A 25625-nucleotide genomic window follows, 5' to 3' on the forward strand; every position below is an offset into this window, starting at 1 on the left:
TAATATATAGGTTTGAATTATTAGTTCCCACAAATTCGTACATTAAATTACAACTTCCTACTCTTAAAAAACGATTACTTATTCGGCTAACCTGCCACTTTAGTTCAATAAGAAAAGGCTGCCGTAATTAGCAGCCAGATTTTAAGGAAAGCCCCCTTTAGCTTAAGTGAAGTTCTTTACAATTCAGCTGTTACACAAAAAAGAGTTATTTTAACACTAAAAGACAAAACACAAGGATTTCTTGGGAAACAGTCTCTAAAAATAGCACTAGCGCCGTTCCATTTTTCTGTTTTGTACATACTTTGTGATTACGAACGAAAAGAAGGCACTGTACATGGCAGATGGTGCTTAGGAAGCTGGTTTGCTCTAATCTTTGTATGTTTATATTTCTTATCATCGCTGGAGCAGCTTGGTATTAAAAGACCCCAATAACGGCTGGAGTGTGCAAAACAACACACCTTCCAATCCACTATTTTGTATATACATAATTCAATTCAAAAAAGACTATTAAAATAAAAAAATAAGATCAATTAAAGGGGTTAAGTACATGATCAACGTTTTATTTGTATGCCTGGGGAATATTTGCCGTTCACCGATGGCTGAAGCTTTGTTTCGCAACTTAGTCAAAAAAGAAAATTTGACAAACAAAATCGCAGTTGATTCCGCTGCAACCAGTTCATGGCAAATCGGCTTCCCTCCGCACGAAGGAACTCTTGATATTCTGAAGAAATACAATATCTCTTCTAATGGGATTGTTGGACGCCGACTAAAGAAAGAAGACTTTTGGAAATTCGACTATATTATCGGTATGGACGAAAGCAACATAAAAAATATTTACAGGATAACCGGCAAGCCTAATCATCCAAAGATCATTAGGCTGCTTGACCTGACCAAATACAGGAAAGATGTCCCCGATCCATTTTATACAGGTGATTTTGATGAAACCTATCGTCTTGTTTCAGCAGGCTGCCAGGTATTACTCAATAAAATACGCAGCGAACAAAACTTATAACAACAAGGCATCCATCTTAATCCGACGATCAAAACAATTTCTATTTCACTGAAGCAATTTTTTGAAATTGTAAAGTCTGTTTACTAAACAAAAATTCCAACACAACACCGGCTTCGAGCCGAATATTGTTTGTAAATGCTTAAATGTTCGATCATTATCGCGTTAGTAGTCCCTGGGATGGGAGCTACTATTCTGCCAAAGTCAGTGATGTCTTCCTTTCCGATTTCGGAGATTAAGATGTTAGTTATACAATGATCAAGGAGACTAATCCGAAACTCATTAGATATTTCATTTCCTAATGTTATAACCAGTGCTTTGGATATTGCCTTGTTTGAAATAAGTTATTAAAGATGGTTGATAAAAGAACTAACAGTACAGTACAAATCACAACTGAAATAAGGAGTCCCCATCCTGCTTGAGAATTGACAGCAACAAAAGCACTAGCTGCTGCGGGAGGATGAACAGTTTTTGTAATGGTCATTATAATTAATACAATAGCTAATACTAGACCAATAGTGAATAAACTATTACCTAGTATTCTCCAAATTATAAGTGCTGAAGTGGTAGAGAATAAATGTCCTCCAATCACAGGTCGAGGCTGGGACAAGGGTCCTTTATGGGCGCCAAATACAAGTACACAACTTGCACCAAGAGGAGCTAGTACCATGGGATATCCTGAATAAACAGCTACAAAACCAATCGCAATAATAGCAATGAGTCCACCTAAAGCTGAAATAATAGAATCAATATAATCAATGTTTGATTCTTTTCTAGCCTCCCCCTTCATTTTCTTCAAATACGCAGCTATACCTATCATTATTGGATTATTCCAATTTTTCCTAAGACTTCTTTCAAGAACCATAACTAATTCTTTCCTCCAGCTTTCTAACTATTTGACAAGGAATGTCAGGATTTCTACCATACCAAATTATTTTATAGGAAAATCATGAATATTTAAAGATATATCCGAATTTTCATTAAATAATTTCGATTCAACTCAACAAATTTCTTTGGCGTGTCTATAGACTTTGAAGAGACTCTTACTCCACTAACCTGCTTCTTTAGTTCAATAAGAAAAAGCCGCCAAATGGCAGCTGGATCTTCAACATTAGCACCCTTTAGTTGAACAAGCGCTTTACGTTACGCCTAGACCGATCATTGAAGGGAACTGTATTAATATAATACCAAAGCTACATTAAAACCAGAATGTGTCCAAGCCTCCATCAATATATATTCATGAAAGAACAATAGTTGAATATAAAAGACAGGATATTTACTTATGTGAATTGGAGGAAAAAAGAATGTTTATACCTAATCCCGGTAATACAGCAATTGTCATAACGGACCCACAAAATGACTTTCTGTCCCCTGGAGGTAAAGGATACCATTTAACAAAAAAAATTATTGAGCAGTACAACACACTTGGTAACCTTGAACTTCTAATAAGTACAGCTATAAGTAAAGGATATCAACTTTTTATTTCCCCCCATTATATTTATCCGCATGATTATAGTTGGCAATTTACTGGAACTGAACAAAAAATGTTATTAAAGCTTCAGGTATATCAAAAACAAAATGCTTATACTCCTCCTACTGTAGGAGCTGACTGGGTTCCATCACTTAAGCCTTACATTTTAGATAAGCGAACAATCATTGCGACCGCCCATAAAATTGCTAGCCCACAGACAAATGATTTAGTTTACCAATTACGTCAGCAAAGGAAAGAAAAGGTTATTTTGGCAGGCACCCTATCAAACGTTTGTGTGGAATCGCATATGAGAGACTTAATCGAAAATGGATTCCAAACAGCTGTTGTTTATGATGCCACTGCTACTATAAGTGATAAAGACTTTCAAGCAGCAATGACAAATTATCAGGCATTTAGCAGTGCTACGTGGTCCACTCAACATGCGATCTCTCAATTATAATTCTATCCAGTAACTCTTCCGAGGATCCCTATGGGGACAGCTTATGCGATATGGACAGGAATTGGTGCGTGAGGGGGAGCAATATTGGGAATGCTTTTTTATGGTGAATCAAAAGATTGGAAAAGGTTAGTATTCATAGCTATGGTTTTAGGTGCAGCGATAGGACTAAAACTTGTTTCATAATAAAAAAGAGATAATAAACTATTGATTTACAATGTCTTGGATTATAAAAAGCCTAATTTTAAGCTAAAATTAGGCTCTTTCTTATTAAATAAAACTACTAAGCCTTTACTTGCGTTTTATTCAAGTGCAATTTCCCCTCCCACTATTCCTCATTTTCCATCTTTTACAATTATAATACCATCCCTTCTTCCATTAACCTGCCCGTTGCACAATAAGAAAAAGCCACCAAGAATAGCAGCTGATTGTTCAACTCAAGCACCAGTTAGTTGAAGATCATTAAAATTTAATTTGAACTACAACCCTAAAATCTTAACAGTAATAATGAGGAACAATAAAATAATATTTAGCCAGACAAAAAATTTAATCATAAGCTCAGCCCAAAACTTTCTACGCAATCCAAAATAAAGGATTACACTGTATATTAAAAGGCTAATAACTATGCGAACTCCAGAAACTTTTTCAATTCCCAAATCAAAAATGTCAATGAATGTATTTATTAAAACAGAGATAATAAATAAAAATAGGTAAATCTTATATTTTTTTTCTTTTTTATCGAACTCTTCTTTAAATTCATACATTTTTATTACCTCAATTTATCTTCTTTTTTCTTTAGATTAACAAATATGTTCTTCAATTATCCTGCCCCGTAGCTGAATAAGAAAAAAGAGGGTACCGTGGTACCCCTTGCTTAACTCAAGCCCCCGTTACTTGAATAAGATTTTTATTCTATAATTAATCAGATTCTCTGATTTTATAAAGACTTAGTCGGTTACTATAATTTTCTTGGAATTTGAATATACTACCAGTTACTAGTGGATATTATAATTATCGATTTATGGGAGGGAATAAAATGGAGAGAGAACATAATCCAAGATTGACATCTTCTGAAATTTCAATTATGTGGAGTAGCTATGTGAACAACAGTTTTTCTAAATGTATTATGGAATATTTTTTGGCTAACGTGGATGAACCAGATATAAAATCAATTTTAGAATTTGCACTTAATATATCACAAAAAATATTAAATATGAGCAAAGAAATACTAAAAAAAGATAATCAACCAATTCCATTTGGCTTTACTGACGAAGATGTAAGTCCAAGTTCTCCACGTCTATATTCAGATGCTTTTTACTTATATTATATTAAAAATATGTCAAAAGTTGGTTTATCTATATATGGTGTGGCTTTGGCAACTTCCGCACATTCTGATGTCCGTGATTTCCTAAGTCAAGCAATACAAGCCTCAATAGAACTATATAATAAAACAGCCAACGTTTTATTATCAAAGGGATTATTTGTAAGACCACCTTATGTTTCAACTTCTGATAGTGTTGATTTCATTGATAAAAAGAAGTATTTAGGGGGTTTTTTAAATTTAAATAATAGACCTCTAAATGTAATCGAAATTACTCATATTGCAGCAAATATTGAGGCAAATGAAGTTGGTAGAGCTCTTTTAGAAGGTTTTGCCCAAGTAGCGAAGTCTGAAAAGGTTAGTGATTATTGTAATAGAGGTAAAGAAATATCTAAAAAACATATTCAACTGTTTTCATCCATGTTAACTGAGGATGACATTCCATCACCGGCAGCATGGGACCTTGAAGTCACAGATTCAACTTTCACACCTTTTTCTGATAAATTAATCATGTTTCATATTACATTGTTAATTGCATCAAGTATTTCGAACTATGCAACTGCTTCAGCAGCAAGTTTAAGAATGGATATTGCAGCATCTTATGTTCGTTTAACAGTAGAAAATGCTCAATACGCTAAAGATGGTGTAAACTTAATGATTGAAAACGAATGGTTGGAACAACCTCCGCAAGCCCCAAACCATAAAGGTTTGGCAAAGGATTAGAGTGTTTAAGGGGGTGTGATACAACTTTAAAACTATGAAAGAAAGTAGGATTTATCGATGTGGATAAAGATGCAATCGGAACATTATTATGGTCATTAGCTCTACCAGTTATTGGACGACCTTAAATCATAAATTTTAGAACTTCTTGTAAATATCCAAGACTAACTTTAGCAAAGTGTTAATAAATAATTCCATTAATTAATATGTTTCTTGTTTAACTAACCTGCCATTATCTACAGTATAATTTTCTATCGTATTCAACGTATTTTATGATATAAAAAAAGCAGATTTTTAACTTTGTGGAATGGTTATATTCAGTAATTATTTATAGTATTCAACGTATACAAACATAGGACTTTACTTGGAGAGTTGGGTATGATAGGCTCGTTTGCCTGATGAAACAATTGCTTCAGCCTTTCAAGACAAATCGTACCCACAGAGGCTCCAAGTCAAGTCCTTAAACGCCTTATCAATGGCTACATATAGTCAAAGATAAAAGAGCTATTCTATCAACTTTTTGATGAGAATAATGTAGATAACTGCCAGTTAGTTCAACAACAAAAAGTGACCGTCACATTGACGGTCATACTTCTTTTAGCCTCAACTAGGAAAAATGCACCAGTTTTTTTATTATGATTCAGATAAAAGCCTCCTTTTCAGAGCTCCTGCAGTGTAAAGCAAACAATTCCATAAAATAAAACAGAGTATGGGAAATTTCCCTTACTCTGTTTTATTGTTATCCACGTCAGATCAGACCTGCGGCTTTCCTACAGGTCTTATGTGCTTAAAACGGCTCGATGGCTTTCTCGTTTTTACCAGTTTGAGGCTGATTTTCAATTCTTCTTGCTTCGGCTTCTTTGGGAATTTCTTTAAGGTGTTTATTTACTTCTTCTACTTGATTAGTAGTTCTCATTTCATCCATTTTGAAAAACCTCAATTCATTAAAATATTTTGATAAATATAGTATGTAGCAGTAACCAAGATTTTATGCCCGCTTAGTCAGACCCGCATGCTTTGCCACAGGGTGTCTTTATATGGCATAGTTATTACAGCAAAAAACATCGAGGATGATTATTATGAAGGACGTATATCTTCAAATCTTTTACATTACAAATGAAAATTCAGTGACGCAGCACGGATCATTTCCGCTAAGGGGAAAGCCGAAGGAAATCGTGGCTTATGAATGATTTAGGGAAATTAAAACCCGACAAATTTAATGATTACACTCGAAAACTTCCGTATACATTTGTAAACGAACGAAAAAGCCATCCAGGATGGATGCCATAATTTAAGAACCGGTGGTTATTAGTCTTGAATTACTTCGCAGGACCAGCGAGCGGTTCTTCAACTAAAGCACCCGTTACTTTAAGTACAATTCTTCACAATCTGCTTTGTGGATCAAACCAGAAAAGGACGATGCCTTGTTAAAGCATCGCACTGAATAATGGAATAAGTAAATTCACCAAAACTAGATTAATCTTGGGATATAAATATCGTATCTTTTTTAACCTTTAACTTTCAATAGGCGTAGTGCATTTAAAATTACAATTATGGCAGCACCGGTATCACTTAACACGGCTATCCATAATGTTAGCCATCCAGGGAAGATTAAAGATAGGGCAATAAACTTTACAATTAATGAAAACCAAATGTTTTGTTTAATTATTTTTAATGCCTTTCTGCTGAGATTGATTGTATGAGGCAGCTTTTCGAGATTGTCTGCCATTAAAACAATATCAGCAGTTTCCATCGCTGTATCTGTTCCAGCACCACCCATTGCAATCCCTAAATCGGCCGTTGCAAGTGCTGGTGCATCATTTATGCCGTCTCCAACCATTGCTACCTTATAACCTTCTTTTTGTAATTGCTGAATAGAATCTACTTTATCCTCTGGCATTAATTCAGCAAAATAACGGTCAATTGAAGCTTCAGAGGCAATCATTTTAGCTGTTCCCTCATTATCTCCAGTCAACATTAAGGTTTGATTTATACCAACTTGTTTTAAACCATTTAAGGCATTAATCGTTGTCTTACGTATAGCATCAGAGACAGTAATTATACCCATTATCTTTTGTTCCGTACCGATAATAACTACTGTTTTCCCTTTACTTTGAACCTCTTCTGCTATTGTTTTTACATTACCTAATGAAACATTCATTTCTTCAAACAGTTTGAGATTCCCAGCATAATGAATAACTCCATCAATAGTAGCTTGAACCCCTTTACCAACATTACTTTTAAATAACTGGCCATTTTTTGATTGAATGCCCTTTTCTTTTGCGTAGTTTACTATGGTTTTAGCAATTGGGTGAGTTGAATAATCCTCTAATGTCAGAGCAAATGATAATAACTCTTCTTCTGAAGTGGCTAGTGCTCTTATTTCAGAAACTGTTGGCTTTCCTTCAGTTAATGTACCTGTTTTGTCGAAAGCAATAGTATTTATAGATCCTGTGACTTCTAAAAATGATCCACCTTTAATTAAAACACCATTTTTAGCCGCATTACCAATAGCAGAAACAATCGCTACAGGAGTGGAAATAACCAAAGCACAAGGACAAGCCACTACTAATAGTTCAAGAGCCTTATAAAACCATTCTGCCCAAGTACCTAATCCAAGAATGGAAGGTATGACCATAATAGCTATAGCTAATATGAAAACAATTGGTGTATAAATACTTGCAAATTTATCAACAAACGCTTGGGTTGGTGCTTTTTGTTCTTGTGCCTCTTCTACCAAGTGAATAATCTTTGATATGGTTGTATCTTCAACTAACTTCGTTACTTTGATTTCAAGTGAGCCACTCTCATTTATCGTACCGGCATAAACAGTATCACCAATTGCCTTATCAACTGGAATAGATTCTCCTGTTATAGGAGCTTGGTTTACGCTGGATACACCTTGAACGATTTCTCCGTCTAATGGAATTTTATCTCCTGGTTTAACAATGATTATCTGACCAAGGGAAATCTCCTCAACAGGCTTTTTAACCAATTCAGTGCCAATTAACACCCACGCTTCTGGTGGAGCTAAATCCATTAAATTTCGAATTGAATTTCTAGTCTTTTCGATTGAACGATTCTGTAGAACAATACCCAAAGCAAATAGCCAAACTACGGTTGCCCCTTCTAACCATTCACCAATAAATGCAGCACCAATTGCCGCAGCTGACATTAATACATTCATATCAAGTGAACGACTTTTTAAAGCATAGTAAGCACTCTTCACAGGCTTATATCCAGTTAAAACGATGACTATCGCGTACAAAATATTACTCATTAATGTTGAGATACCATTGTATGACCCAATAAACCCAAGAGCTATTAAAACCCCTGAAAAGATGATTAAACCATTTCCTTGGTTGTTTTTAGGAGTTTCGGTAACTTTACTTCTCTTTGCAAGTAAGGACGCTTTATAACCGATTTTAGCTACTTCTGAAACGATATCATCAACGCTATTGTCGTGATCAATCTTCATTTTTCCTGTAGAAAAATTCACACTTATATTTCGCACTGAAGGTAAAGTATTCAAATGGTTTTCGATACTTTTCGCACAACTACCACAATCCATTCCTTCGACATTGTACGTCCTCATATTTGTGTTCCGTTCAAGCGATTCAACCTTATAACCAAGTTTTTGAACTTGGTTTTCAATTTGATCAAACGAACCGACATCTCCAACCACCTGTAGTTTTGCTGTGCTGTAGTTCACTGTTACATCTCTAATCCCTTTTAAAGCACTTAACCCTTTTTCTATTGTGACACCACAAGCTGGACAATCCATTCCGTGTACACGATATACAACTTTTTCTTCAGAAGTAGCTGACGAAAGAGGAATGTCCTTTAATAGTTCTTCAACCTTGCTGCTACAACAAGAGCTTTTTGGACCGTTAGGTTTTTCTAAGGCAATTGAATCACTGCTACAGCAAGAGCTTTTTTCCGCATTAGGCTTTTCTAAAGCAAGAGATTCACTGCTACAGCAAGAAGTCTTTATTTCCACAACATTTTCTAATGTTTTTAATTTATCGTTGCAACAACTTTTATTTTCATCTTTATCATTTTTCTGTATTTCTTTAGAACTGCAACATTTATCAGCCAAATTATTTCACCACCTTAGTCGATATGATTCTCACAACAAGCTATATCAGTTTGTACTTCTTCGAACACTGTGTGAAACATTGTTAGTAACTCACTTACTTGTTGATTTCGTAAACTATATTTAATGAATTTACCGTCTTGTCTGCCAACAATAAGCCCACAGCCTTTTAAACAGGCTAGATGTTGGGATATATTTGATTGCTTACCATTGAGGTCCTCTACAATCTCTGAAACAGTTTTTTCTTGTTCTTTAATTGATTCAAGAATTTGAATCCTTGTTTTATCTGAAAATCCCCTTAGAAACTTTACCTTCAAATCAACATCTGTTTTTGCCATCGGTAACTTTACCTCCAATCATATTAGACAGCACTAATATGTTCTGATGTTATCATATTAGCAAGCACTAATATGTGTGTCAATTATTAATAAAAATTGGGATAAATGTTAGTTCGATTACAGTAGCAGGAGAAGGTTGGGGTGATAAGAAATATAATAATTAGAAAACTACCTTCTCTGGTGCCAAAAGAATAACAAGCAAAAAAGCACACACAAAATTGTGAGTGCTTTTATTTATATGTATCCTTTTAATAAAAATTTTTGAATGCTTCGTCAACTAACCTGCCCTTTTAGTGGAACAAGCAAAAGGAACGCAGCGATCCTTTTATTTTACTCTTGCACCCGTTAATTTAAGTTCACCTTTTCACATTTTTGTTTCTAGTGTGGAATTATTAATGATTTAACTGTTGTGGTCCACATTATATCTCTATTCAAAGAAATGTTATTTTTCTTTGATTTTCCTTTTGTACCATATGTCTGAATTCATTAACTGGTACAGAATCAAATTTTTTTTAGTTTTTTTGTTGACTTAAACCACGGTTTAAGTCGTATCATAATCCTGTCGACAAGGAAAGATAAAATTTGGAGGTCTCCCGATGAAATATTGTTCAATTAGCGAAGCTGCAGCAAAATTCAATATTACAGAATCAACGTTACGTTATTATGAAAAAAAGGGACTACTGCCACTAATTGAGCGTGATGAAGCAGGTAGGAGGTTATTTTCAGAAGATCAAATTTCACTCCTTGAAACCGTTATTTGTTTAAAAAATACGCACATGCCCATTAGTGGTATTAAGCAATATATTGATTGGGTAGTAGAAGGAGACAAAACCATTGAACTCCGACTTGAAATAATGAGGAACCACAAGCTGTCAGTGCTAGATGAAATTTCGTTAATGACAGAATCTTTAAAGAGGATTGACTTGAAAATTACGCGTTATACAAAACGCTCTGTTCCAGAAAAGGTATAAATTTGTTTTTATTAAGTGAAGAAATAATTAGAAAAGAGGAACTAAAATGAAACTTTCAGGAAATACAATACTTATTACAGGTGGAAGTGCTGGGATAGGATTAGCTTTCGCAGAACGCTTTATAAAAGCTGGAAATAAAGTCATCGTTACTGGACGACGTGAAAATGTACTTCAAAATGCAAAAGAAAAATTCCCAGACCTTATTACCAATGTAAGTGATTTGAGCACTGAATCTGAGCGTGTATCATTGTTTGATTGGGTAACTGAGAACTATCCAGAAGTGAATGTGTTAGTGAACAACGCAGGGATTCAACAACGTTTTAATGTGTTAAAAGCAGATGCGAAGAACAATTGGAATTATTTCAATAACGAAATCACAACAAACATTGAAGCACCTTTCCATCTGTCTATGCTATTTGCTCCATTTTTTGCTACAAAAGAAGAAGCGACTATCATTAACGTCACATCTGGGTTAGCTTTTACTCCGTTTGCCATTGCTCCCATCTATTCAGCAACGAAAGCGGCACTTCATTCATTTACAATGAGTCTACGACACCAACTTTCTGATTCATCTGTAGAAGTAATTGAAGTTGCTCCTCCAGCAGTGAATACAGATTTAGGCGGAGCAGGGTTGCATACTCATGGAGAACCGTTAGATGAATTCGCAGATGGGATTTTTAAAGGATTAGAAGAGGGAAAACATGAAATTGGATATGGTACTTCAGTGGAACGACTACGCATGTCACGAGATAAAGTCGATGAACACGTAGCAAATATGTACAATGCAATGAAAAATACAATTGAATAACTATCTTTGCTTCATGTTGGGACATGAAGGGCAAAACTCGCTACAGTAGCGAGTTTTTTTTATTAGCCATTGCTTTTTCATGACAGATAGGTAAGGGTTTGAAGTTATCGACCCCTTTTCCCCCTGCTCGCAACGTACGTGCGACTTTAATCGCATACGGCGCTCCAACTAATCCAATTCATTCAATTCTATGTATCTTCTTAGATTGATTTTATTATTTTCCGAAATCAAATTGCTTTATTAAGACATTGTGTTCGAAGTTTATTAAGTTTTTCTTTTTGCTTTTTGGAAAGATTTAAGCCCTTTAAAAGTACTTTTATCTTTTCATTATCTTTTAGATGTACCAATCGATGGACTGCTTCATGCAGGATTACTAGATTTGAATAGGTATCGTCTTTTGAAAGATGATAAGGATTCATATGATGACAGTGCCAATCATTAATGCCTAGTTCCACCCCTGATATAGCGCATTTACCATACTGAGCAATGAACTTACTAATTCGATTGTCGTTATATTCAATTGTCCGATTTGGAATAAAAGAGGATAAGACAGTTTTGTTAATCGCTTTTAGATTTTTATGTATCTTTTCTCTACCTTCGGTAGTGTAGTTACACGTAACCTGCGAGAAACATAGGCTTGTTTTATGCCGTTGGGCATAGATAGGGACAAACACCATGGTCTGTATCTTATATAATTGTGATTTGTATCCCTTGTACCTCTTTTGTAAAGTCTTTGTCATATCTTGAAAATTTGCGTCTTTTCTAAGCTTCTTTAGCGATTGTATAACGTTTTCCTAAGACAAGAGTTTAACTCATTAAGATTGATTGTAATTCGAGTGGCTGCCGAATAATAATTCTGTATCCCCATTACGATGGTGTTAAAATTCCATACTGTTTTGGCACTAGGTTTTTTCTGCACTATTTTGATAGCCTCTTTAATTTTGTTAGAGGCGTTTACTTTTGCTTTTCTAGTCATATTGGACTTGGCTACATAACCAAATCTCGTTTTACCTTTATTTACTGCTTTAATTGAGAAACCTAGAAACTCGGAAGAGTTTTTCTTTAGGATAATTACCTTAGATTTTTCTTCACTTGTTTCCAAATGTAGTCTAGTCTTCAAAAAGTCTCTGATGGCATAATTCATTTTAATCGCTTGAGAACGTGTTCGACACAGGACCTTGAGGCAAGTAGACCACTGGAACCTCCCCAGTAGTCCCTCTCAGAACCGGACGTGAACCTCTCAGCTCATCCGGCTCCCATTATTCAGCCGTAGGCTTAATACCCATTTCCCAGTGTTTAAAGAGCTTGGGGTTTTGTTTTGCAATTCTACCTAAGAAATATTCTGCTCTCTTCTTGTGACGAGCCAATCTTTTGTATTTCTTCCTCGCCCACATTATTAAGGCTTTGTTAATATGCCTTAACGTTGAGTACATTTCAGATTTGTAGAACTTGCCATAGAAATTAATCCAGCCTATGATTTTAGAGTTAAACATATTCGATAGGTCCGTAAGGTCCTTTTCAGCTTTCAGCTGTAGTTTCCAGTCCCTCACTTTTTGCCTAATTGATTTCTTAGCTTTGTTACTAATCGCAGGTGTAAAGTTAATAAAATGCTTTCCCCATCTATTCTTCGAACGTCTTGGTCTGAACGTGTATCCAAGAAAATCAAATGAAGTATTTTCGTAATTTTCTTTCCTATCTTCATCTTTACAATATACAATTCGTGTTTTGGTTGGATGCAGTTCAAGCTTACAATCGTTCATCCTATTGTTTAGAGATTCAAGCAATCTCATTGCTTCTGCTTCTGACTTACAGTGAATGACTGCGTCATCCGCATATCTCGCAAATGGATTATTAGGATGGTTAATAGTCATCCATTTATCAAATGTGTAATGTAGAAAAAGGTTTGCAAGAACAGGACTTATGACTCCACCTTGCGGTGTACCAGAAGTGCGTTCTATTACTCCTTCTTTCGTTTGAAAAGGTGCCTTTAGCCATCTATTAATATATAATTTTACCCATTTAATATTTGTGTGTTTTTCCACTGCTTTTATTAGTAATCCATGATCAATGTTGTCGAATAAGCCTTTAATATCAAATTCTAGAACCCAGTTGTATTTCCAACACCTTTTACGTGTTATCTCTAAAGCTTGAATGGCACTTTTGTTAGGTCTATAACCATAAGAGTCCTCATGAAAGAAAGGTTCTACGGAAGGTTCAAAGTACAGTTTCGCAACCATTTGTGCAATTCTATCTGCAACAGTTGGAATCCCTAATGTCCTAGTACCCCCAGCTTTCTTCGGTATCTCTACAGCCTTTACTGCTGGGGGAAAGTAACTTCCTGAGGACATTCTATTCCATAGTTTATAGAGATTATCTTTTAGATTCATTTCGAATTCTTCTATTGACTCTTCATCACTTCCAGCTGACCCTTTATTTGCCTTTACTCTTAGAAAAGCTTCATAAACTACCTTTTTAGATATCGCATATGGCTTTGTTTTACTCATAAGTTCCTCCCACTAAAATGGTTGACTTGCTCATAAAACTGAATAACATAACCCCTTTGTTCCACCTCCGTTAGGAGGTTTCATTACTACTACGGGTTATTCCGCCCCTATACATGGCATTGGTACTCTGATTCTTGTGGGGCTTCCACTTGAATTTCTCCCTTAACATCCATGTCGTAGGTTCCCACGTTCCACACTCAAGCCTATATTAAGTTCACGCCGCCTTTATACCGGTCACCGAACGGACAGTAAACAGGTTTCCTCCGAACTTCTCCTGAGTTAACGACTCCCCCTCAGTTTTGATGACATCCCTACGCTTTCGATACTTCTTCAGCGGTTCAATGGTTTTCGTCTCCTTAATATGTACCTGACAAAGTCTGGCTCTGCCTTTTCCTTAACGCTCAATACCATAGCTTTTGACTACAGCACCTTAAGGTGGTTTGTAATCTCTACCTGTATAGCGATTACGAGAGGCCAACTCTCATCTTGAGTGCAGCATAGCTTCCTTATGTGCTTACGCACACTTTGGTTGCTTTCGTGGCACACAATCGTCCGCATAGCGGACGATAAAGCATTCTTTTAACCCAGATTTTTTAAGTCCTTGATACTTGATTCCACTAGTCTTATATTTAAAGTTGCTTTCGAATGTTTCCCACTGATTACTTATCCACCAATCAAGTTCATTAAGAGCGACATTTGATAATAGGGGTGATAAAATTCCACCTTGCGGTGTTCCTTTGGCTGGTATTCCTTCTCCATCAATCTCCGCTTTTAATAATCTTGAGATAATTGAGAGTAATACCTTATCCCTGATCCCCAATGACCAAAGCTGTTTCAAAAGTTTTCCGTGATTCACATTATCAAAGAAGCCCTTTATATCGACACCCACACAATGATGAAGCCCAGCTTGATTGACAAGAAATTCGAACCTTGCTTTGGCATGATGGGTGCTTCTATTTGGTCGAAATCCATAGCTATGTTTATGGAATTTGGCTTCACAAATGGGTTCCAATACTTGTAGAATACACTGTTGGAAAATTCTATCCCAGATGGTTGGAATCCCTAAGGGTCTAAATTTTCCGTTTCCTTTTTCAATAAACATTCGTCTAACCATTTTAGGTTTGTAGTTTTTAAACATGATTTGAACAGTGTTTATTACATCTTCCACAGATAAATGACAAATATCTTTAATCGTAAGATTATCAGTTCCTGCCGTTTTACTACCTGTATTTCTTTTGATATTACGGTAGGCAAGACGAATATTTTCATTAGAACTCATCAATTCTATTAATCCATAAAACTTTTTACCACTGACACTTTGAGCGTACAAAGAGTCAAAGCACTCCTGTAAATTATAATACTCATTGTGCCTCAGCTTTTTCCGTTTCAATAAGTCGGCAACTCCTTTCGGAGTTAAACCTCTTTTAGTCTCACAAGAACCTTATTAATCGATAAAAATCTGCCTTACATGGTTGAATGATTCTTCATTAGTATAGTGGCTATCCCTCCATGTTGATTAAACATTTCATTGGTACTGTGCCACCACTTTCACTGATATAAAGGCAAGTTATACGGTAACTAATATCATTATTGCTTTCCTTGCCAACGATTCTCAGGGAGTAAGCCCTCCACGTTATCAGTTTACAACGTTGAATTATATCTATTATGGAATGAACTTAGGTGCTTCCTGTAAGCCTGTTAGCATTCAAACGCCTATAACGTATCATGGATTTTCATATTTGTTATTCTTACTCACCCACAGCTAACCTCACAATTTGGTGATAATACACATTTCTATGTATTGCAGGTTTAGACCCGTACATTCAGAAGTTCGTCAGCTTAACCTTTTTCTTTTAGATGTATTCGCATCCTCACCATATTCATTCAACTCAAGCATCATGAATTACACCACTCCATCGAGTAGGCTTTCGGCAGCCGAACTGCTACGGTAATTTCTCACGCCTTTTTGCCGAGCTTATAACACTCTCATTCTTACTAAATCAAATGCTATTCGACTAAGAGAGAACCCTTCAGGGCGTTACCCCATCATTTGATTCTTCGATATAACCCTTCAGTTCCGAGAGGAGCTGTCCGACCTTTACCTGAGTATTGTGACCAATCTCAATTTAAGCCAGAAACATTTCGCACAACAAACCTGCCCGTTAGCCATCCATGAAGCGCAAAAATCGGCGCTTCACCACAGAGAATGAAAATGGTTAGGAAGTGTCAATACTGATACTGACCTTAATCCAGTCAACCCTAATCCATAGACTCATTAATTATCGCTCTCCTCTTTTTTTAACGATTGAGCAGGGTCTTCTTAAGTAATGTCATTTTCTAATCTTGAAGAAACTTATTTTCATGGTAGTCGAATAAGAAAAGGGGTTGCAGCATCAACCCGATTGTTCAACAAAAGCATTCATATAGTTTAAGTATATTTCTTCACAATCTCTTTTTATCTGTAAGAACTATCCTATAATTACAAATTCCTATCTAGCAAAATCCCCACTTGTTCTGCCACGACTTGAGTTGGTTCAGATAATCCATTAGTGATCCAAGCTATTACTGTCTCTACGATGGCAGCACCAAAAAATTTTAGAACTATATCCTTACTTAATCCTTGATTTTTTCCTTTGGTTACATCTATTTCCCCCTCTAACTCCTCGATTACAAATTTCAGGAAATGACTACGAAAAGCCGGGGCTCCTTTACTCGTTAACATGGTTGAAAAAAATTGATAATTACGTTCAAAATATTCAAACCAAATCAAATTTCCCTCAACAAAACTTAATTCAGCTGCCGATTCGCACAATTTCCTTAGTTCGTTAATATGTTCTTCAATCAGCTTTTCCAGGAGATCAAATTTATCCATATAATGATCATAAATAGTTCTTCGACCGACATTTGCTCGGTCGGAAATATCTTGTATCGTAATCTGATCAAAGTTTTTTTCAGACATCAGTTCAATAAAAGCATTTTTTATTGCTTCTTGAGATTTTTGTACTCTTCTATCCACCCTAGACATTGTAGTAATCACCTAACTTTCCTTAGAACTTACCGTACAATTTTAATTAACTTGTGCAATAACGCACAAATCATGGCATTTTGATTATTGCAGACATCCTCTTTTCATTTTATATTATACACAGATGTGCGATAACGTATCAACATGCGTCTTAGTAACACATCAAATTTTATTAACTTGTGAATAATATTGGAGTTAATAGAGGAGGTATAATTATGGACCGTGTTGAAAAGAGCAAGGAAAAGTTCAAACAGCTATTTGGTGAGGGTGTAACTGCCGCACATGCTACAGATCCTGATTTTCAAGATATTCTGAGTCATTTCATTTTTGGGGAAGTATTTTATCAAGGTAAACTTGACGATAAGATCCGTGAGTTGATTACCCTGGTGGTTCTTTCGACCAACCAGACGTTGCCTCAACTAAAAGCACATGTTAGTGCGACTCTAAATGTTGGGTTAACACCTATAGAAATCAAAGAGGCTGTTTACCAGTGTGCTCCATATATTGGATTCCCAAAAACATTAAATGCTATCAATGTAGTCAATGAGGTTTTTAAAGCCAAGAATATCGCTTTACCTGTTGAAAGTCAAAAGACTGTAGATGAAGATAATCGTTTTGATAAAGGGCTTGCCGTACAAGTAGAGATATTTGGTGATGTTATTGCAAAAATGCGGGAAAATGCCCCGTCAAATCAAAAGCATATACAGGATTATCTTTCCGCTTTTTGCTTCGGAGATTTCTATACCCGTGGCGGGCTTGATTTGAAAACACGGGAGTTGTTGACGTTTTGTATCATTAGTGCGTTAGGCGGTGCTGAAGGTCAAGTGAAGGCACATGTGCAGGGAAACGTAAATGTGGGCAATGACAAGGAAACATTGATTACGGCTATTACCCACTGCCTTCCATATATGGGCTTTCCGAGAACGCTGAACGCATTAGCATGCGTTAATGAAATTATTCCTGAAAATTAAGAAATGAGAATAGGGGATTCCACATATTATTGTAAAACTTTTACCCGGCAGAACTGAAGAATAAATGAAAGAACTTACTGATAAAGGAGACAAAAACATGTTTAACGAAACTTACAAATTATCAAATGCTGTAGAAATTCCAAAATTAGGTCTTGGTACCTGGCTGCTTGACGATGCACAGGCAGCACAGGCAGTGCATGATGCGGTATCTATCGGATATCGCCATATTGATACTGCTCAAGCTTATATGAATGAAGCTGGTGTGGGCGAAGGAATCCGTTCCTGCGGTGTCGCAAGAGAAGAACTTTTCATTACGACAAAGGTTGCTGCAGAACTAAAAAGCTATGATGCAGTTAAGCAGTCCATTGATGAGTCTTTAGCAAAGTTGGGACTGGATTACATTGATCTTCTGATTATCCACAGCCCACAGCCTTGGACGGAGTTCCGTGAGGAGAACCGTTACTTCGAGGAAAACAAAGAAGTATGGAAAGCAATAGAGGATGCTTATAAGACAGGCAAGGTAAAGGCAATCGGTCTTTCCAACTTCCTTCAGGATGATGTAGAGAACATTCTTGCAAGCTGTGAGATCAAGCCTATGGTAAATCAGATATTGGCACATGTGAGCAATACTCCTTTGGAACTAATTGAATTCTGCCAGAAGAATGACATCCTGGTAGAGGCATATTCACCTATTGCACACGGTGCAGTTCTCGATAATGCAGAGGTTAAGGTAATAGCTGATAAGTATGGAGTATCTGTTGCTCAGCTTTGCCTACGTTATGATATCCAGCTTGGTCTTGTAGTAATTCCTAAGACGGCAAATCCAGATCACATGAGAATCAATGCAGAACTTGATTTTGTTATCAGCGATGCAGATATGGAGACTTTGAAGAATGTAGAGCACATCCAGAATTATGGCGAGCATAGCTTCTTTCCGGTATTTGGCGGGAAATTGAAATAAACAAGTAATGAATGGGGACTTTTTATAGCAATTGATCATCTCGAGGATACAAATATTAATGATATTTATTGGAGGAAATAAAATGGCAAAACATGAAGAAGTAAAAAATGGTGTTATTTTCCCAGCAGGCGAAAAAAATCCTTTTTCACAATTTTTTGTGGGACAAAGTTATCTTAAAGGATTAGTGTCTGATCCTGAAGTCAACATTGGTGTAGGAAATGTGACTTTTGAACCAGGATGCAGAAATAACTGGCATATTCATCATGATGGATTTCAAATTTTATTGGTAACTGGTGGAGAAGGTTGGTACCAAGAAGAGGGAAAACCTGCTCAATTATTAAAAGCTGGTGATGTTATTGTCACCCATGATGGCGTGAAACACTGGCATGGAGCGACAAAAGATAGCTGGTTTGTACACATTGCAATCACCGCAGGTACTCCTGAATGGTTGGAACCAGTATCAGATGAGGAATATAACAAAGTAAAATAATAGTTGAGTGTAAGAATTGCCCTGTTATACAGGGCTTTTTTAATACCAATCCTAAGCATTGAAGTTTTTGGATAAAAGATGTTCTGTCTATTAATTCCCAGTTCAACTATATTTATCAAAAAAAATTGCCTCATTTCTAATTGAGACAGCATTTTTTAGATTCCTTTCATTATTCTATTGGTTTAAGTGGTCCGTAAAAATATGAAGCAGTCGCTCCACCGTCAATTAGGAAATCAGACCCAGTGATGAATGCTCCCTGCGGCATCATCAGCAGCTCAGCCACATTTGCAACCTCATCAGCTGTTCCTGGGCGTCTGGCAGGGCACTTGGCAAACATATTCTTATAGAATTCTCCTCTTGGACCATTGAATTCGTCTATAGCCAATGGCGTTACGATAATCCCTGGAGAAATGGAATTGATACGAGCGTTTTTTTCCCCCCAACGTATAGATTCAAACATCACCCGTTTCACATTGCACCGTTTCGCCATTTGATAAGCGTGCAACGTGTCCTTGATGTTTTCTGGTCGAAGGACCTCTAAACTAAGGAGTTCTTCAGTTGGTGTCGTTGCCAGCTGTTCGTCAATTTCAGTCCCCAATTGAGGCATTCTATGTCCAGACTGACTGGAAATTGTTACACCAACGCCTCCAGGAGCTATGACCTTACCTACTTCCTCCAGCAATACTGCGGTTCCATACAAATCCACCTTCAAAATCATTTCAATAGGTGCCTGACTAGGTGACACACCAGCTGCATTGATAAGAGCAGTGATTTCACCGTAATTCTGACCTTCTGCAATCAATTTTAAAATAGATTCTCTGGAAGAAATGTCCGTTTCGAAAGGCACCACATCAAATCCGGCTTCTTCCATAAATTTTGCAATAGCCTTGGCATTATCTAGGTTCTTATCACCAACAATAATTTTCTTACCAAAGCCAATTCTTCTTACTATCGCCATGCCAATCTGTCCAGCACCGGTCCAAAGAATAACTTCTTTCATTGTACATCCTCCTTAATTTATTCTAGGGTCAATCTACTTTTTTGTTATTTTAACAGCCCGCTTCTTTAGTTTCTGTTAGTCTTCCACATTCTCATACTAACCCCGTTTTGAATCTTTAATATTGCTGACGGAATCTTTTGATATAGCCATATTTCCTAACGCTCTTGACTAGTAGGTCGAATAATCATCTCATTTATTGCTACGTCAGATGGTTGTTCAATTGCAAAAGCAATGGCATGAGCAATACTTTCAGCATCAATGGCAACATCTTCATAAAGTTTTTCAATCCCCGGTTTTAAATCCATATCGGTGATCAAATTAATTAATTCAGACTGAACAGCGCCTGGTGAGATAATAGTTGAACGAATATTGTTTCCTGCCTCTTCTTTACGTAGTCCTTCGGAAATAGCACGCACGGCGAACTTAGTTCCAGCATAAACGGTGCTCCCAGGACCGACAAAGTGACCTGCTACAGAAGAAAGATTAATAATATGACCGGATTTACATTCTCTCATTGTTGGAAGAACAGCAGCAATTCCATAAAGCACTCCTTTAATATTTACATCAATCATCTTGTTCCAATCATCAATCTTTTTCTTATAAAGAAATGAATGTGGCATCACTCCGGCATTATTGACTAATATATCGATTTTTCCAAACTCTTTAAGAGCAACCTCAGCGAGTTCCTCCATTTGTTCATGGGAAGTTACATCAGTTACTTTATAAACTGCTTGACTGCCATTATTTTGAATACCTTCTTGTAATTTCTTTAAACGGTCTTCACGACGAGCGGCTAAAACTAACTTTGCACCTTTAGATGCAAGTTCTTTTGCAGTCGCCTCCCCAATCCCACTAGAGGCACCTGTAATAATTACAACTTTATCTTGAATATTAGACATATTAAACAACATCCTTTCGTTATTTTTATTTTTCTTTTGAAAATACTTCTTTTGCAACTGTCATGGCTGACATTGCCTTCGCTCAAAACTGCTAGTCCATACAACACACACCTATAATTGAAAAGCGTGTGTAGAATTCACACGCTTTTTTATGGATTCAACACCTTAATGCACAATAGTATTTAGGTGGGGAGATTCAGCTCGAAATTAGAAAGAACATTAAATATCAAGTTTACGTGTACCGATCCATTTCACCATTTCAGGGTCTTGATGTGAAAAGAACAAGCTTTGTTTAGTATCTAAGGTAGCAATTTTCTCCATATCTTCTTGGCTTAATTCAAAGTCAAAGATATTGAAGTTTTCGATGATTCTTTCCTTACGAACAGATTTTGGAATCGCAACGACACCTCTTTGTGTTAACCAACGTAAAACCACCTGGGCAACGGATTTATTATAATTTTCAGCAATTGATACCAAAATTTCGTTCTGGAACATGTTATTTTTTCCTTCAGCAAACGGTCCCCAAGACTCAATCTGAACATTGTTCTCTTTCATAAAGTTATGACTTTCAATTTGTTGATTGAAAACATGTGTTTCGACCTGATTTACCGCAGGAATAACTTCATTATGAATGATTAAATCAATTAGGCGGTCTGAATAGAAGTTACTTACTCCGATTGCTCTGATTTTTCCCTCCCTGTATAATTCCTCCATAGCTCGCCAAGAACCATATACATCGCCGAATGGCTGATGAATCAAATACAAGTCTAAATAATCCAATTGAAGTCTTTTTAGTGAATTGGCAAATGCTTTCTTTGTGCTCTCATAACCAGTATCCTGAACCCAAAGTTTTGTTGTGATGAACAATTCCTCTCTTGGCACACCGCTCCGCTTGATTGCTCTGCCGACTGCTTCTTCATTTAGATAAGAGGCAGCCGTATCGATTAGACGATATCCTGCCATAATCGCATCGTAAACAGCTTGTTCACATTCATTTTCATCCTGCATCTGAAAAACCCCAAAGCCAAGAATTGGCATTTCAACACCATTGTTAAAAGTTACTTTTTGCATAAAAAATTCCTCCTGTTAATTAAATTTTGAGTGTCTTTTATTTTCCGACTCTATTTGCGTATTTTGCCGGGTAGCGCTCTCCTGAAATTTCAATCTTTGATAGTGCGTCGTTCAAATCATCTAGTTCTTCAGGAGTCAGCTTAACTTCCGCTGCGCCTAGATTTTCTTCCAGACGTTCCAGTTTCCTTGTACCAGGAATCGGAACAATCCATGGCTTCTGAGCAAGGACCCATGCTAGTGCGATTTGAGCCGGTGAAGCATCTTTCTCTTCTGCAATCTTCTTTATCAGTTCGACCAATATCTGATTAGCTTCGATATTTTCCGGCTTGAAGCGAGGAACAATACTGCGAAAATCGGAGCTATCAAATGTTACATTTTTATCAATTTTTCCGGTAAGGAAGCCTTTGCCCAGAGGACTGAACGGCACAAAGCCGATTCCAAGTTCTTCAAGGGTAGGCAGAAGTTGTTCTTCAGGACTTCTCCACATCATGGAGTATTCACTTTGAATCGCAGTCAAAGGCTGAACGGCATGTGCGCGGCGTATCGTTTCCACACCTGCTTCAGAAAGCCCCCAATGTTTAACCTTACCCTCCTTAATTAGGTCTTGTACTACTCCAGCGACTTCTTCAATTGGGATATTTGGGTCAACACGATGCTGATAGTAGAGGTCAATGGTATCAATCTTTAGGCGTTTGAGGGAGCCTTCGACCGACTGCCTAATAGTTTCCGGCTTGCTGTCAAGCACCTGCTTGCCATTTTCCATTTGGATACCGAATTTGGTGGCAATGACCACTTTCCCCTTGAAAGGTTTAAGCGCTTCACCAACCAACTCTTCATTCACATATGGACCATAAACTTCGGCGGTGTCGAAGAAAGTGACGCCTTGATCAATTGCTGCATGAATCAGCGAAATCATCTCTTTCTTGTCCGATGCCGGACCATAACCATGACTCATTCCCATGCAACCAAGCCCGATAGCGGAAACTTCTAGCCCACTTTTTCCTAATTGGCGTTTTTTCACAATTTATCTTCCTTTCTCCTTTTTATTAACCATTAGATTGTGCAATTTGGTTGTTTCCTTAGAATTAGTTGCTAATCCCATATAATTCATGCGGAAACGGCGACAGAGATGTTGTATTACATTTGTAATATACGGAATAGCATCATCAGGTGCCGTACCTTGAATTAATAGAAAAACACGTTTACCTGCTAATGGGGCATCCAAAGCGTCTGCAAAACGATCGATGAAAGTCTTTAAATAACCAGTCATACTTGACCAATAAACTGGAGTACCGATGACAATAACATCTGCCATTATTAATTGTTCAATGACTTTTTGAAAATCATCTTGCTGACCGCCGGAGTCTTGTCCGATTTGATTAATATGATGCTCAGCTAAATTGATATGAGTATAATCAAGACCTTGATAAACTTCTTTAGCTAATCTAGCAGTATTTCCATCAATATTCATACTGCCGTTTAGAAATATACGTCTCAAAAATATTACCCCTGCTACTTAATATCTTAATAAAATGATGGCTTCGCCCAATCTGTATCTGGTTCACTCACTCCTAGACTGGTTTGAAGATATTTATCACTTTTTTCTTCAATGATATCCATGATTATTTGAGTTACAGCTTGACGCGTAACTTGTGCACCAATAAATGGCTCTCCTTTTTGGGTAATCATATATTTAGTATTTCCATTTTCGTTGTAAAGCCAAGTCAATCTTAAAAGCGTATAATCCAGATTACAATTTTCTAATAAATATGCTGAATCAATCTGGGACTGCATTCTGGGACTTCCACCAATCATACTCTTATTCCATTTACCGAAAGCTCCGGGAACTTCATCGTAAATTCCAAGAACCGATGCCGCAATTACTCTTCTTACTCCTGCATCATGCATGGTATCAATGATTGTTTTTGTTGATTTATCGTCACCCATATCGTTGATATATACAAGGTCAACATCTTTCATTGCATCAATCAGTTTATCTTTGTCTTTAAAATCACCGTCAAGGATAACTTCTCGGTTTTCATCATTAATGCTTAAACGCTTATGACCGTTTCTGGCATAAAGAACGATTGAATGATCAGTTTTATTAATCAATTCATTTCTTAGCATACGGGCTATTTGACCTGCTGCACCTAAAATCAAAATTTTCAAAGTAACTACTCCTCCTAATAAATTTTGTCCCTTAAGTTGCCGTAATCCTTGCTGTTTGCGTCTTGAAAGTTCATTACCAGCGTTAGAAGCATCATCCTCGTTCACTTGATAGCGAACGGGTAAGCCCCAATGAGGCGACAGTGATAAATAATGCGACTGCAACCGCAGCAGTACCAATCCAACAAATGGCAAGTATCGATGAGCCACCCACGGCGATTCCCCCGATACCTGCGCCTGCTGCAAAACCAAGCTGTACAAATGTGCTGTTTAAACTAAGCATGATACCCGACGCTTCAGGTGCAATCGACAGTAGGTTAAAGTTCTGGGTCGGTCCGAACATCCAAACAGCAACCGACCAAATCATGAGTAACACAATGACGACAACTGCAAAACCAGAAAGGGCAGACACCATTGCAAGACTTAGGGTTTGTAATACTATGCTGACAATGAGTGTTCGAGTAGTATCAATCCGATCCGCCAGGAAGCCACCAAGTTTGGACCCGAACAAGCTCGCTATGCCCAATGCGAAGAGAATGACGCTAACTTCCTTTCCACTTATTGATATAGCAGAGGTCAAGAAGGGAGTGATATACGTATTGACCACTGAGTAGCCGATAAATACGAATAACGACACACCAAGGGCGAAAGCGACCTTTGGATTCTTTAACAGGGCGAGTTGCTCCCCCAGAGGGATAGGTGCTTCACTTTGCATAGATGGGATTGTTATTGCAATAGCAATGAATCCCAGCACGGTAAAGATTCCAATGCCCCCAAAAATCACCTTCCAGTCATATGCGGAAGCAATTACACGCCCGATGGGTACACCGAGAACAAGGGAAACACTATAGCCCAATGCGATATTTACATTGCTCCAGCCTGTCGTCCCGGAAGTGCCAAATTAGCTGCAGTGGAATAGGAGGTGACGACGAAGATACCCGTTCCGACTCCGAGTATGATCCGTGAAACCATCAGAAAGTCAAAGCCCGGAAGATCAAGTGTCGAAACGCTTCCGAAAAATATAATGGCTAGAGCCAAGAGCAGCTGGTTTCGCCGATCCATCTTTGCGGTCGCCAACATGAAGAGGGGCGTGCCGATTGCGTTAGCAAGAGCGAATACTGTAATAAGCTGCCCCGCAGCCGATACGGAAACACCTACGGAAGAAGCGACTTTATCTAGAATGCCAGAGATGACGAATTGTGAGGTGCCAACCAAGAAGCTGATGAGGGTTAGCATGTATATTTTCCATGTATTATTCATGGTGATCTATCTACTCCCTTATCAATAATTTGATCTCTTTACGTTGAAAATAAAGATGTACAATAACTTGCATCCTCATTATGCAAC

The 25625-nt window shown here is 37.2% G+C and carries 25 protein-coding genes and 2 pseudogenes; 9 read left to right on the forward strand and 18 right to left on the reverse strand.

Going from position 1 to position 25625, the window contains the following annotated elements; all coding sequences use genetic code 11:
* Positions 1 to 547: 547 nt before the first annotated feature.
* The gene (locus tag QF028_RS11695) at positions 548 to 1012 is read left to right on the forward strand and encodes a low molecular weight protein-tyrosine-phosphatase (RefSeq protein WP_429465563.1); all 465 of its coding nucleotides are present in this window, start codon (positions 548 to 550) and stop codon (positions 1010 to 1012) included.
* Positions 1013 to 1313: 301 nt separating this feature from the next.
* Here QF028_RS11695 and QF028_RS11700 read toward each other — a convergent pair whose 3' ends face one another.
* Positions 1314 to 1874, reverse strand: coding sequence for an HPP family protein (locus QF028_RS11700; protein WP_429465565.1), 561 nt, complete (start codon positions 1872 to 1874; stop codon positions 1314 to 1316).
* Positions 1875 to 2313: 439 nt separating this feature from the next.
* Between QF028_RS11700 and QF028_RS11705 the strand changes: the two genes are divergently transcribed.
* Positions 2314 to 2940: an isochorismatase family cysteine hydrolase gene (locus QF028_RS11705; protein ID WP_429465567.1), complete on the forward strand. Its 627-nt coding sequence runs from the start codon at positions 2314 to 2316 to the stop codon at positions 2938 to 2940.
* A pseudogene (locus QF028_RS11710) lies at positions 2941 to 3123 on the forward strand (DMT family transporter); the annotation flags it as partial.
* 293 nt (positions 3124 to 3416) lie between these two features.
* On the opposite strand, the gene QF028_RS11715 reads toward QF028_RS11710, so the two are convergent.
* Positions 3417 to 3701, reverse strand: a complete 285-nt coding sequence (locus QF028_RS11715) for a hypothetical protein (RefSeq protein ID WP_429465569.1) — start codon at positions 3699 to 3701, stop codon at positions 3417 to 3419.
* Positions 3702 to 3973: 272 nt separating this feature from the next.
* On the opposite strand from QF028_RS11715, the gene QF028_RS11720 reads away from it, so the two are divergent.
* A complete protein-coding gene (locus QF028_RS11720) occupies positions 3974 to 4981 on the forward strand; it encodes a DUF3231 family protein (protein WP_429465571.1) in 1008 nt (335 codons plus the stop codon).
* Between the two features lie 784 nt (positions 4982 to 5765).
* Here QF028_RS11720 and QF028_RS11725 read toward each other — a convergent pair.
* The 3 genes from QF028_RS11725 to QF028_RS11735 form a co-directional block, all read right to left on the reverse strand.
* A complete protein-coding gene (locus tag QF028_RS11725) occupies positions 5766 to 5903 on the reverse strand; it encodes a hypothetical protein (protein ID WP_410888038.1) in 138 nt (45 codons plus the stop codon).
* 582 nt (positions 5904 to 6485) lie between these two features.
* Complete coding sequence (locus QF028_RS11730) at positions 6486 to 9077, reverse strand: heavy metal translocating P-type ATPase (RefSeq protein ID WP_429465573.1); 2592 nt, start codon at positions 9075 to 9077, stop codon at positions 6486 to 6488.
* Between the two features lie 14 nt (positions 9078 to 9091).
* A complete protein-coding gene (locus QF028_RS11735) occupies positions 9092 to 9412 on the reverse strand; it encodes an ArsR/SmtB family transcription factor (protein WP_429465575.1) in 321 nt (106 codons plus the stop codon).
* Positions 9413 to 10008: 596 nt separating this feature from the next.
* On the opposite strand from QF028_RS11735, the gene QF028_RS11740 reads away from it, so the two are divergent.
* Positions 10009 to 10383, forward strand: a complete 375-nt coding sequence (locus tag QF028_RS11740; RefSeq protein WP_429465577.1) for a MerR family transcriptional regulator — start codon at positions 10009 to 10011, stop codon at positions 10381 to 10383.
* 46 nt (positions 10384 to 10429) lie between these two features.
* The gene (locus QF028_RS11745) at positions 10430 to 11191 is read left to right on the forward strand and encodes an SDR family oxidoreductase (protein WP_429465579.1); all 762 of its coding nucleotides are present in this window, start codon (positions 10430 to 10432) and stop codon (positions 11189 to 11191) included.
* 227 nt (positions 11192 to 11418) lie between these two features.
* On the opposite strand, the gene QF028_RS11750 is transcribed toward QF028_RS11745, so the two are convergent.
* The 5 genes and pseudogenes from QF028_RS11750 to QF028_RS11770 form a co-directional block, all read right to left on the reverse strand.
* Positions 11419 to 11868 (reverse strand): HNH endonuclease signature motif containing protein, encoded by a 450-nt coding sequence (locus QF028_RS11750; RefSeq protein ID WP_429465581.1) that lies wholly within the window; start codon positions 11866 to 11868, stop codon positions 11419 to 11421.
* Positions 11869 to 11963: 95 nt separating this feature from the next.
* Positions 11964 to 12293 carry a hypothetical protein gene (locus QF028_RS11755; protein ID WP_429465583.1) on the reverse strand — a complete coding sequence of 110 codons (330 nt, stop codon included), beginning with the start codon at positions 12291 to 12293 and terminating at the stop codon, positions 11964 to 11966.
* A 157-nt stretch (positions 12294 to 12450) separates the two neighbouring features.
* Positions 12451 to 13695, reverse strand: coding sequence for a group II intron reverse transcriptase/maturase (ltrA, locus tag QF028_RS11760; RefSeq protein ID WP_429465585.1), 1245 nt, complete (start codon positions 13693 to 13695; stop codon positions 12451 to 12453).
* 547 nt (positions 13696 to 14242) lie between these two features.
* Positions 14243 to 15085 (reverse strand): annotated as a pseudogene (locus tag QF028_RS11765) (reverse transcriptase domain-containing protein); the annotation flags it as partial.
* Between the two features lie 1089 nt (positions 15086 to 16174).
* Complete coding sequence (locus tag QF028_RS11770; protein WP_429472284.1) at positions 16175 to 16720, reverse strand: TetR/AcrR family transcriptional regulator; 546 nt, start codon at positions 16718 to 16720, stop codon at positions 16175 to 16177.
* A gap of 215 nt (positions 16721 to 16935) precedes the next feature.
* On the opposite strand from QF028_RS11770, the gene QF028_RS11775 reads away from it, so the two are divergent.
* From QF028_RS11775 to QF028_RS11785, 3 genes are all read left to right on the forward strand, one after another.
* Positions 16936 to 17691 carry a carboxymuconolactone decarboxylase family protein gene (locus tag QF028_RS11775; protein WP_429465587.1) on the forward strand — a complete coding sequence of 252 codons (756 nt, stop codon included), beginning with the start codon at positions 16936 to 16938 and terminating at the stop codon, positions 17689 to 17691.
* Positions 17692 to 17788: 97 nt separating this feature from the next.
* On the forward strand, positions 17789 to 18652 hold the full coding sequence (locus QF028_RS11780) for an aldo/keto reductase (protein WP_429465589.1): 864 nt from the start codon (positions 17789 to 17791) through the stop codon (positions 18650 to 18652).
* Between the two features lie 82 nt (positions 18653 to 18734).
* Positions 18735 to 19142, forward strand: a complete 408-nt coding sequence (locus tag QF028_RS11785) for a cupin domain-containing protein (protein WP_429465591.1) — start codon at positions 18735 to 18737, stop codon at positions 19140 to 19142.
* Between the two features lie 169 nt (positions 19143 to 19311).
* On the opposite strand, the gene QF028_RS11790 is transcribed toward QF028_RS11785, so the two are convergent.
* From QF028_RS11790 to QF028_RS11825, 8 genes are all read right to left on the reverse strand, one after another.
* Positions 19312 to 20142 (reverse strand): SDR family oxidoreductase, encoded by an 831-nt coding sequence (locus QF028_RS11790; protein ID WP_429465593.1) that lies wholly within the window; start codon positions 20140 to 20142, stop codon positions 19312 to 19314.
* Between the two features lie 155 nt (positions 20143 to 20297).
* On the reverse strand, positions 20298 to 21041 hold the full coding sequence (locus QF028_RS11795; protein ID WP_429465595.1) for an SDR family oxidoreductase: 744 nt from the start codon (positions 21039 to 21041) through the stop codon (positions 20298 to 20300).
* Between the two features lie 219 nt (positions 21042 to 21260).
* A complete protein-coding gene (locus tag QF028_RS11800) occupies positions 21261 to 22112 on the reverse strand; it encodes an aldo/keto reductase (RefSeq protein WP_429465597.1) in 852 nt (283 codons plus the stop codon).
* Between the two features lie 37 nt (positions 22113 to 22149).
* Positions 22150 to 23133, reverse strand: coding sequence for an aldo/keto reductase (locus QF028_RS11805; protein ID WP_429465599.1), 984 nt, complete (start codon positions 23131 to 23133; stop codon positions 22150 to 22152).
* A 3-nt stretch (positions 23134 to 23136) separates the two neighbouring features.
* Positions 23137 to 23610, reverse strand: a complete 474-nt coding sequence (locus tag QF028_RS11810; RefSeq protein WP_429465601.1) for a flavodoxin family protein — start codon at positions 23608 to 23610, stop codon at positions 23137 to 23139.
* 26 nt (positions 23611 to 23636) lie between these two features.
* Positions 23637 to 24473, reverse strand: a complete 837-nt coding sequence (locus tag QF028_RS11815) for an NAD(P)H-binding protein (RefSeq protein ID WP_429465603.1) — start codon at positions 24471 to 24473, stop codon at positions 23637 to 23639.
* On the reverse strand, positions 24373 to 25134 hold the full coding sequence (locus QF028_RS11820) for an MFS transporter (RefSeq protein ID WP_429465605.1): 762 nt from the start codon (positions 25132 to 25134) through the stop codon (positions 24373 to 24375). Before QF028_RS11820 ends, QF028_RS11815 begins: the two co-directional genes overlap by 101 nt.
* 8 nt (positions 25135 to 25142) lie before the next feature.
* Positions 25143 to 25538 carry an MFS transporter gene (locus tag QF028_RS11825; protein WP_429465607.1) on the reverse strand — a complete coding sequence of 132 codons (396 nt, stop codon included), beginning with the start codon at positions 25536 to 25538 and terminating at the stop codon, positions 25143 to 25145.
* Positions 25539 to 25625 lie beyond the last annotated feature (87 nt).

Source organism: Neobacillus sp. B4I6 (genome assembly GCF_050434045.1).
Classification (GTDB): domain Bacteria; phylum Bacillota; class Bacilli; order Bacillales; family Cytobacillaceae; genus Neobacillus.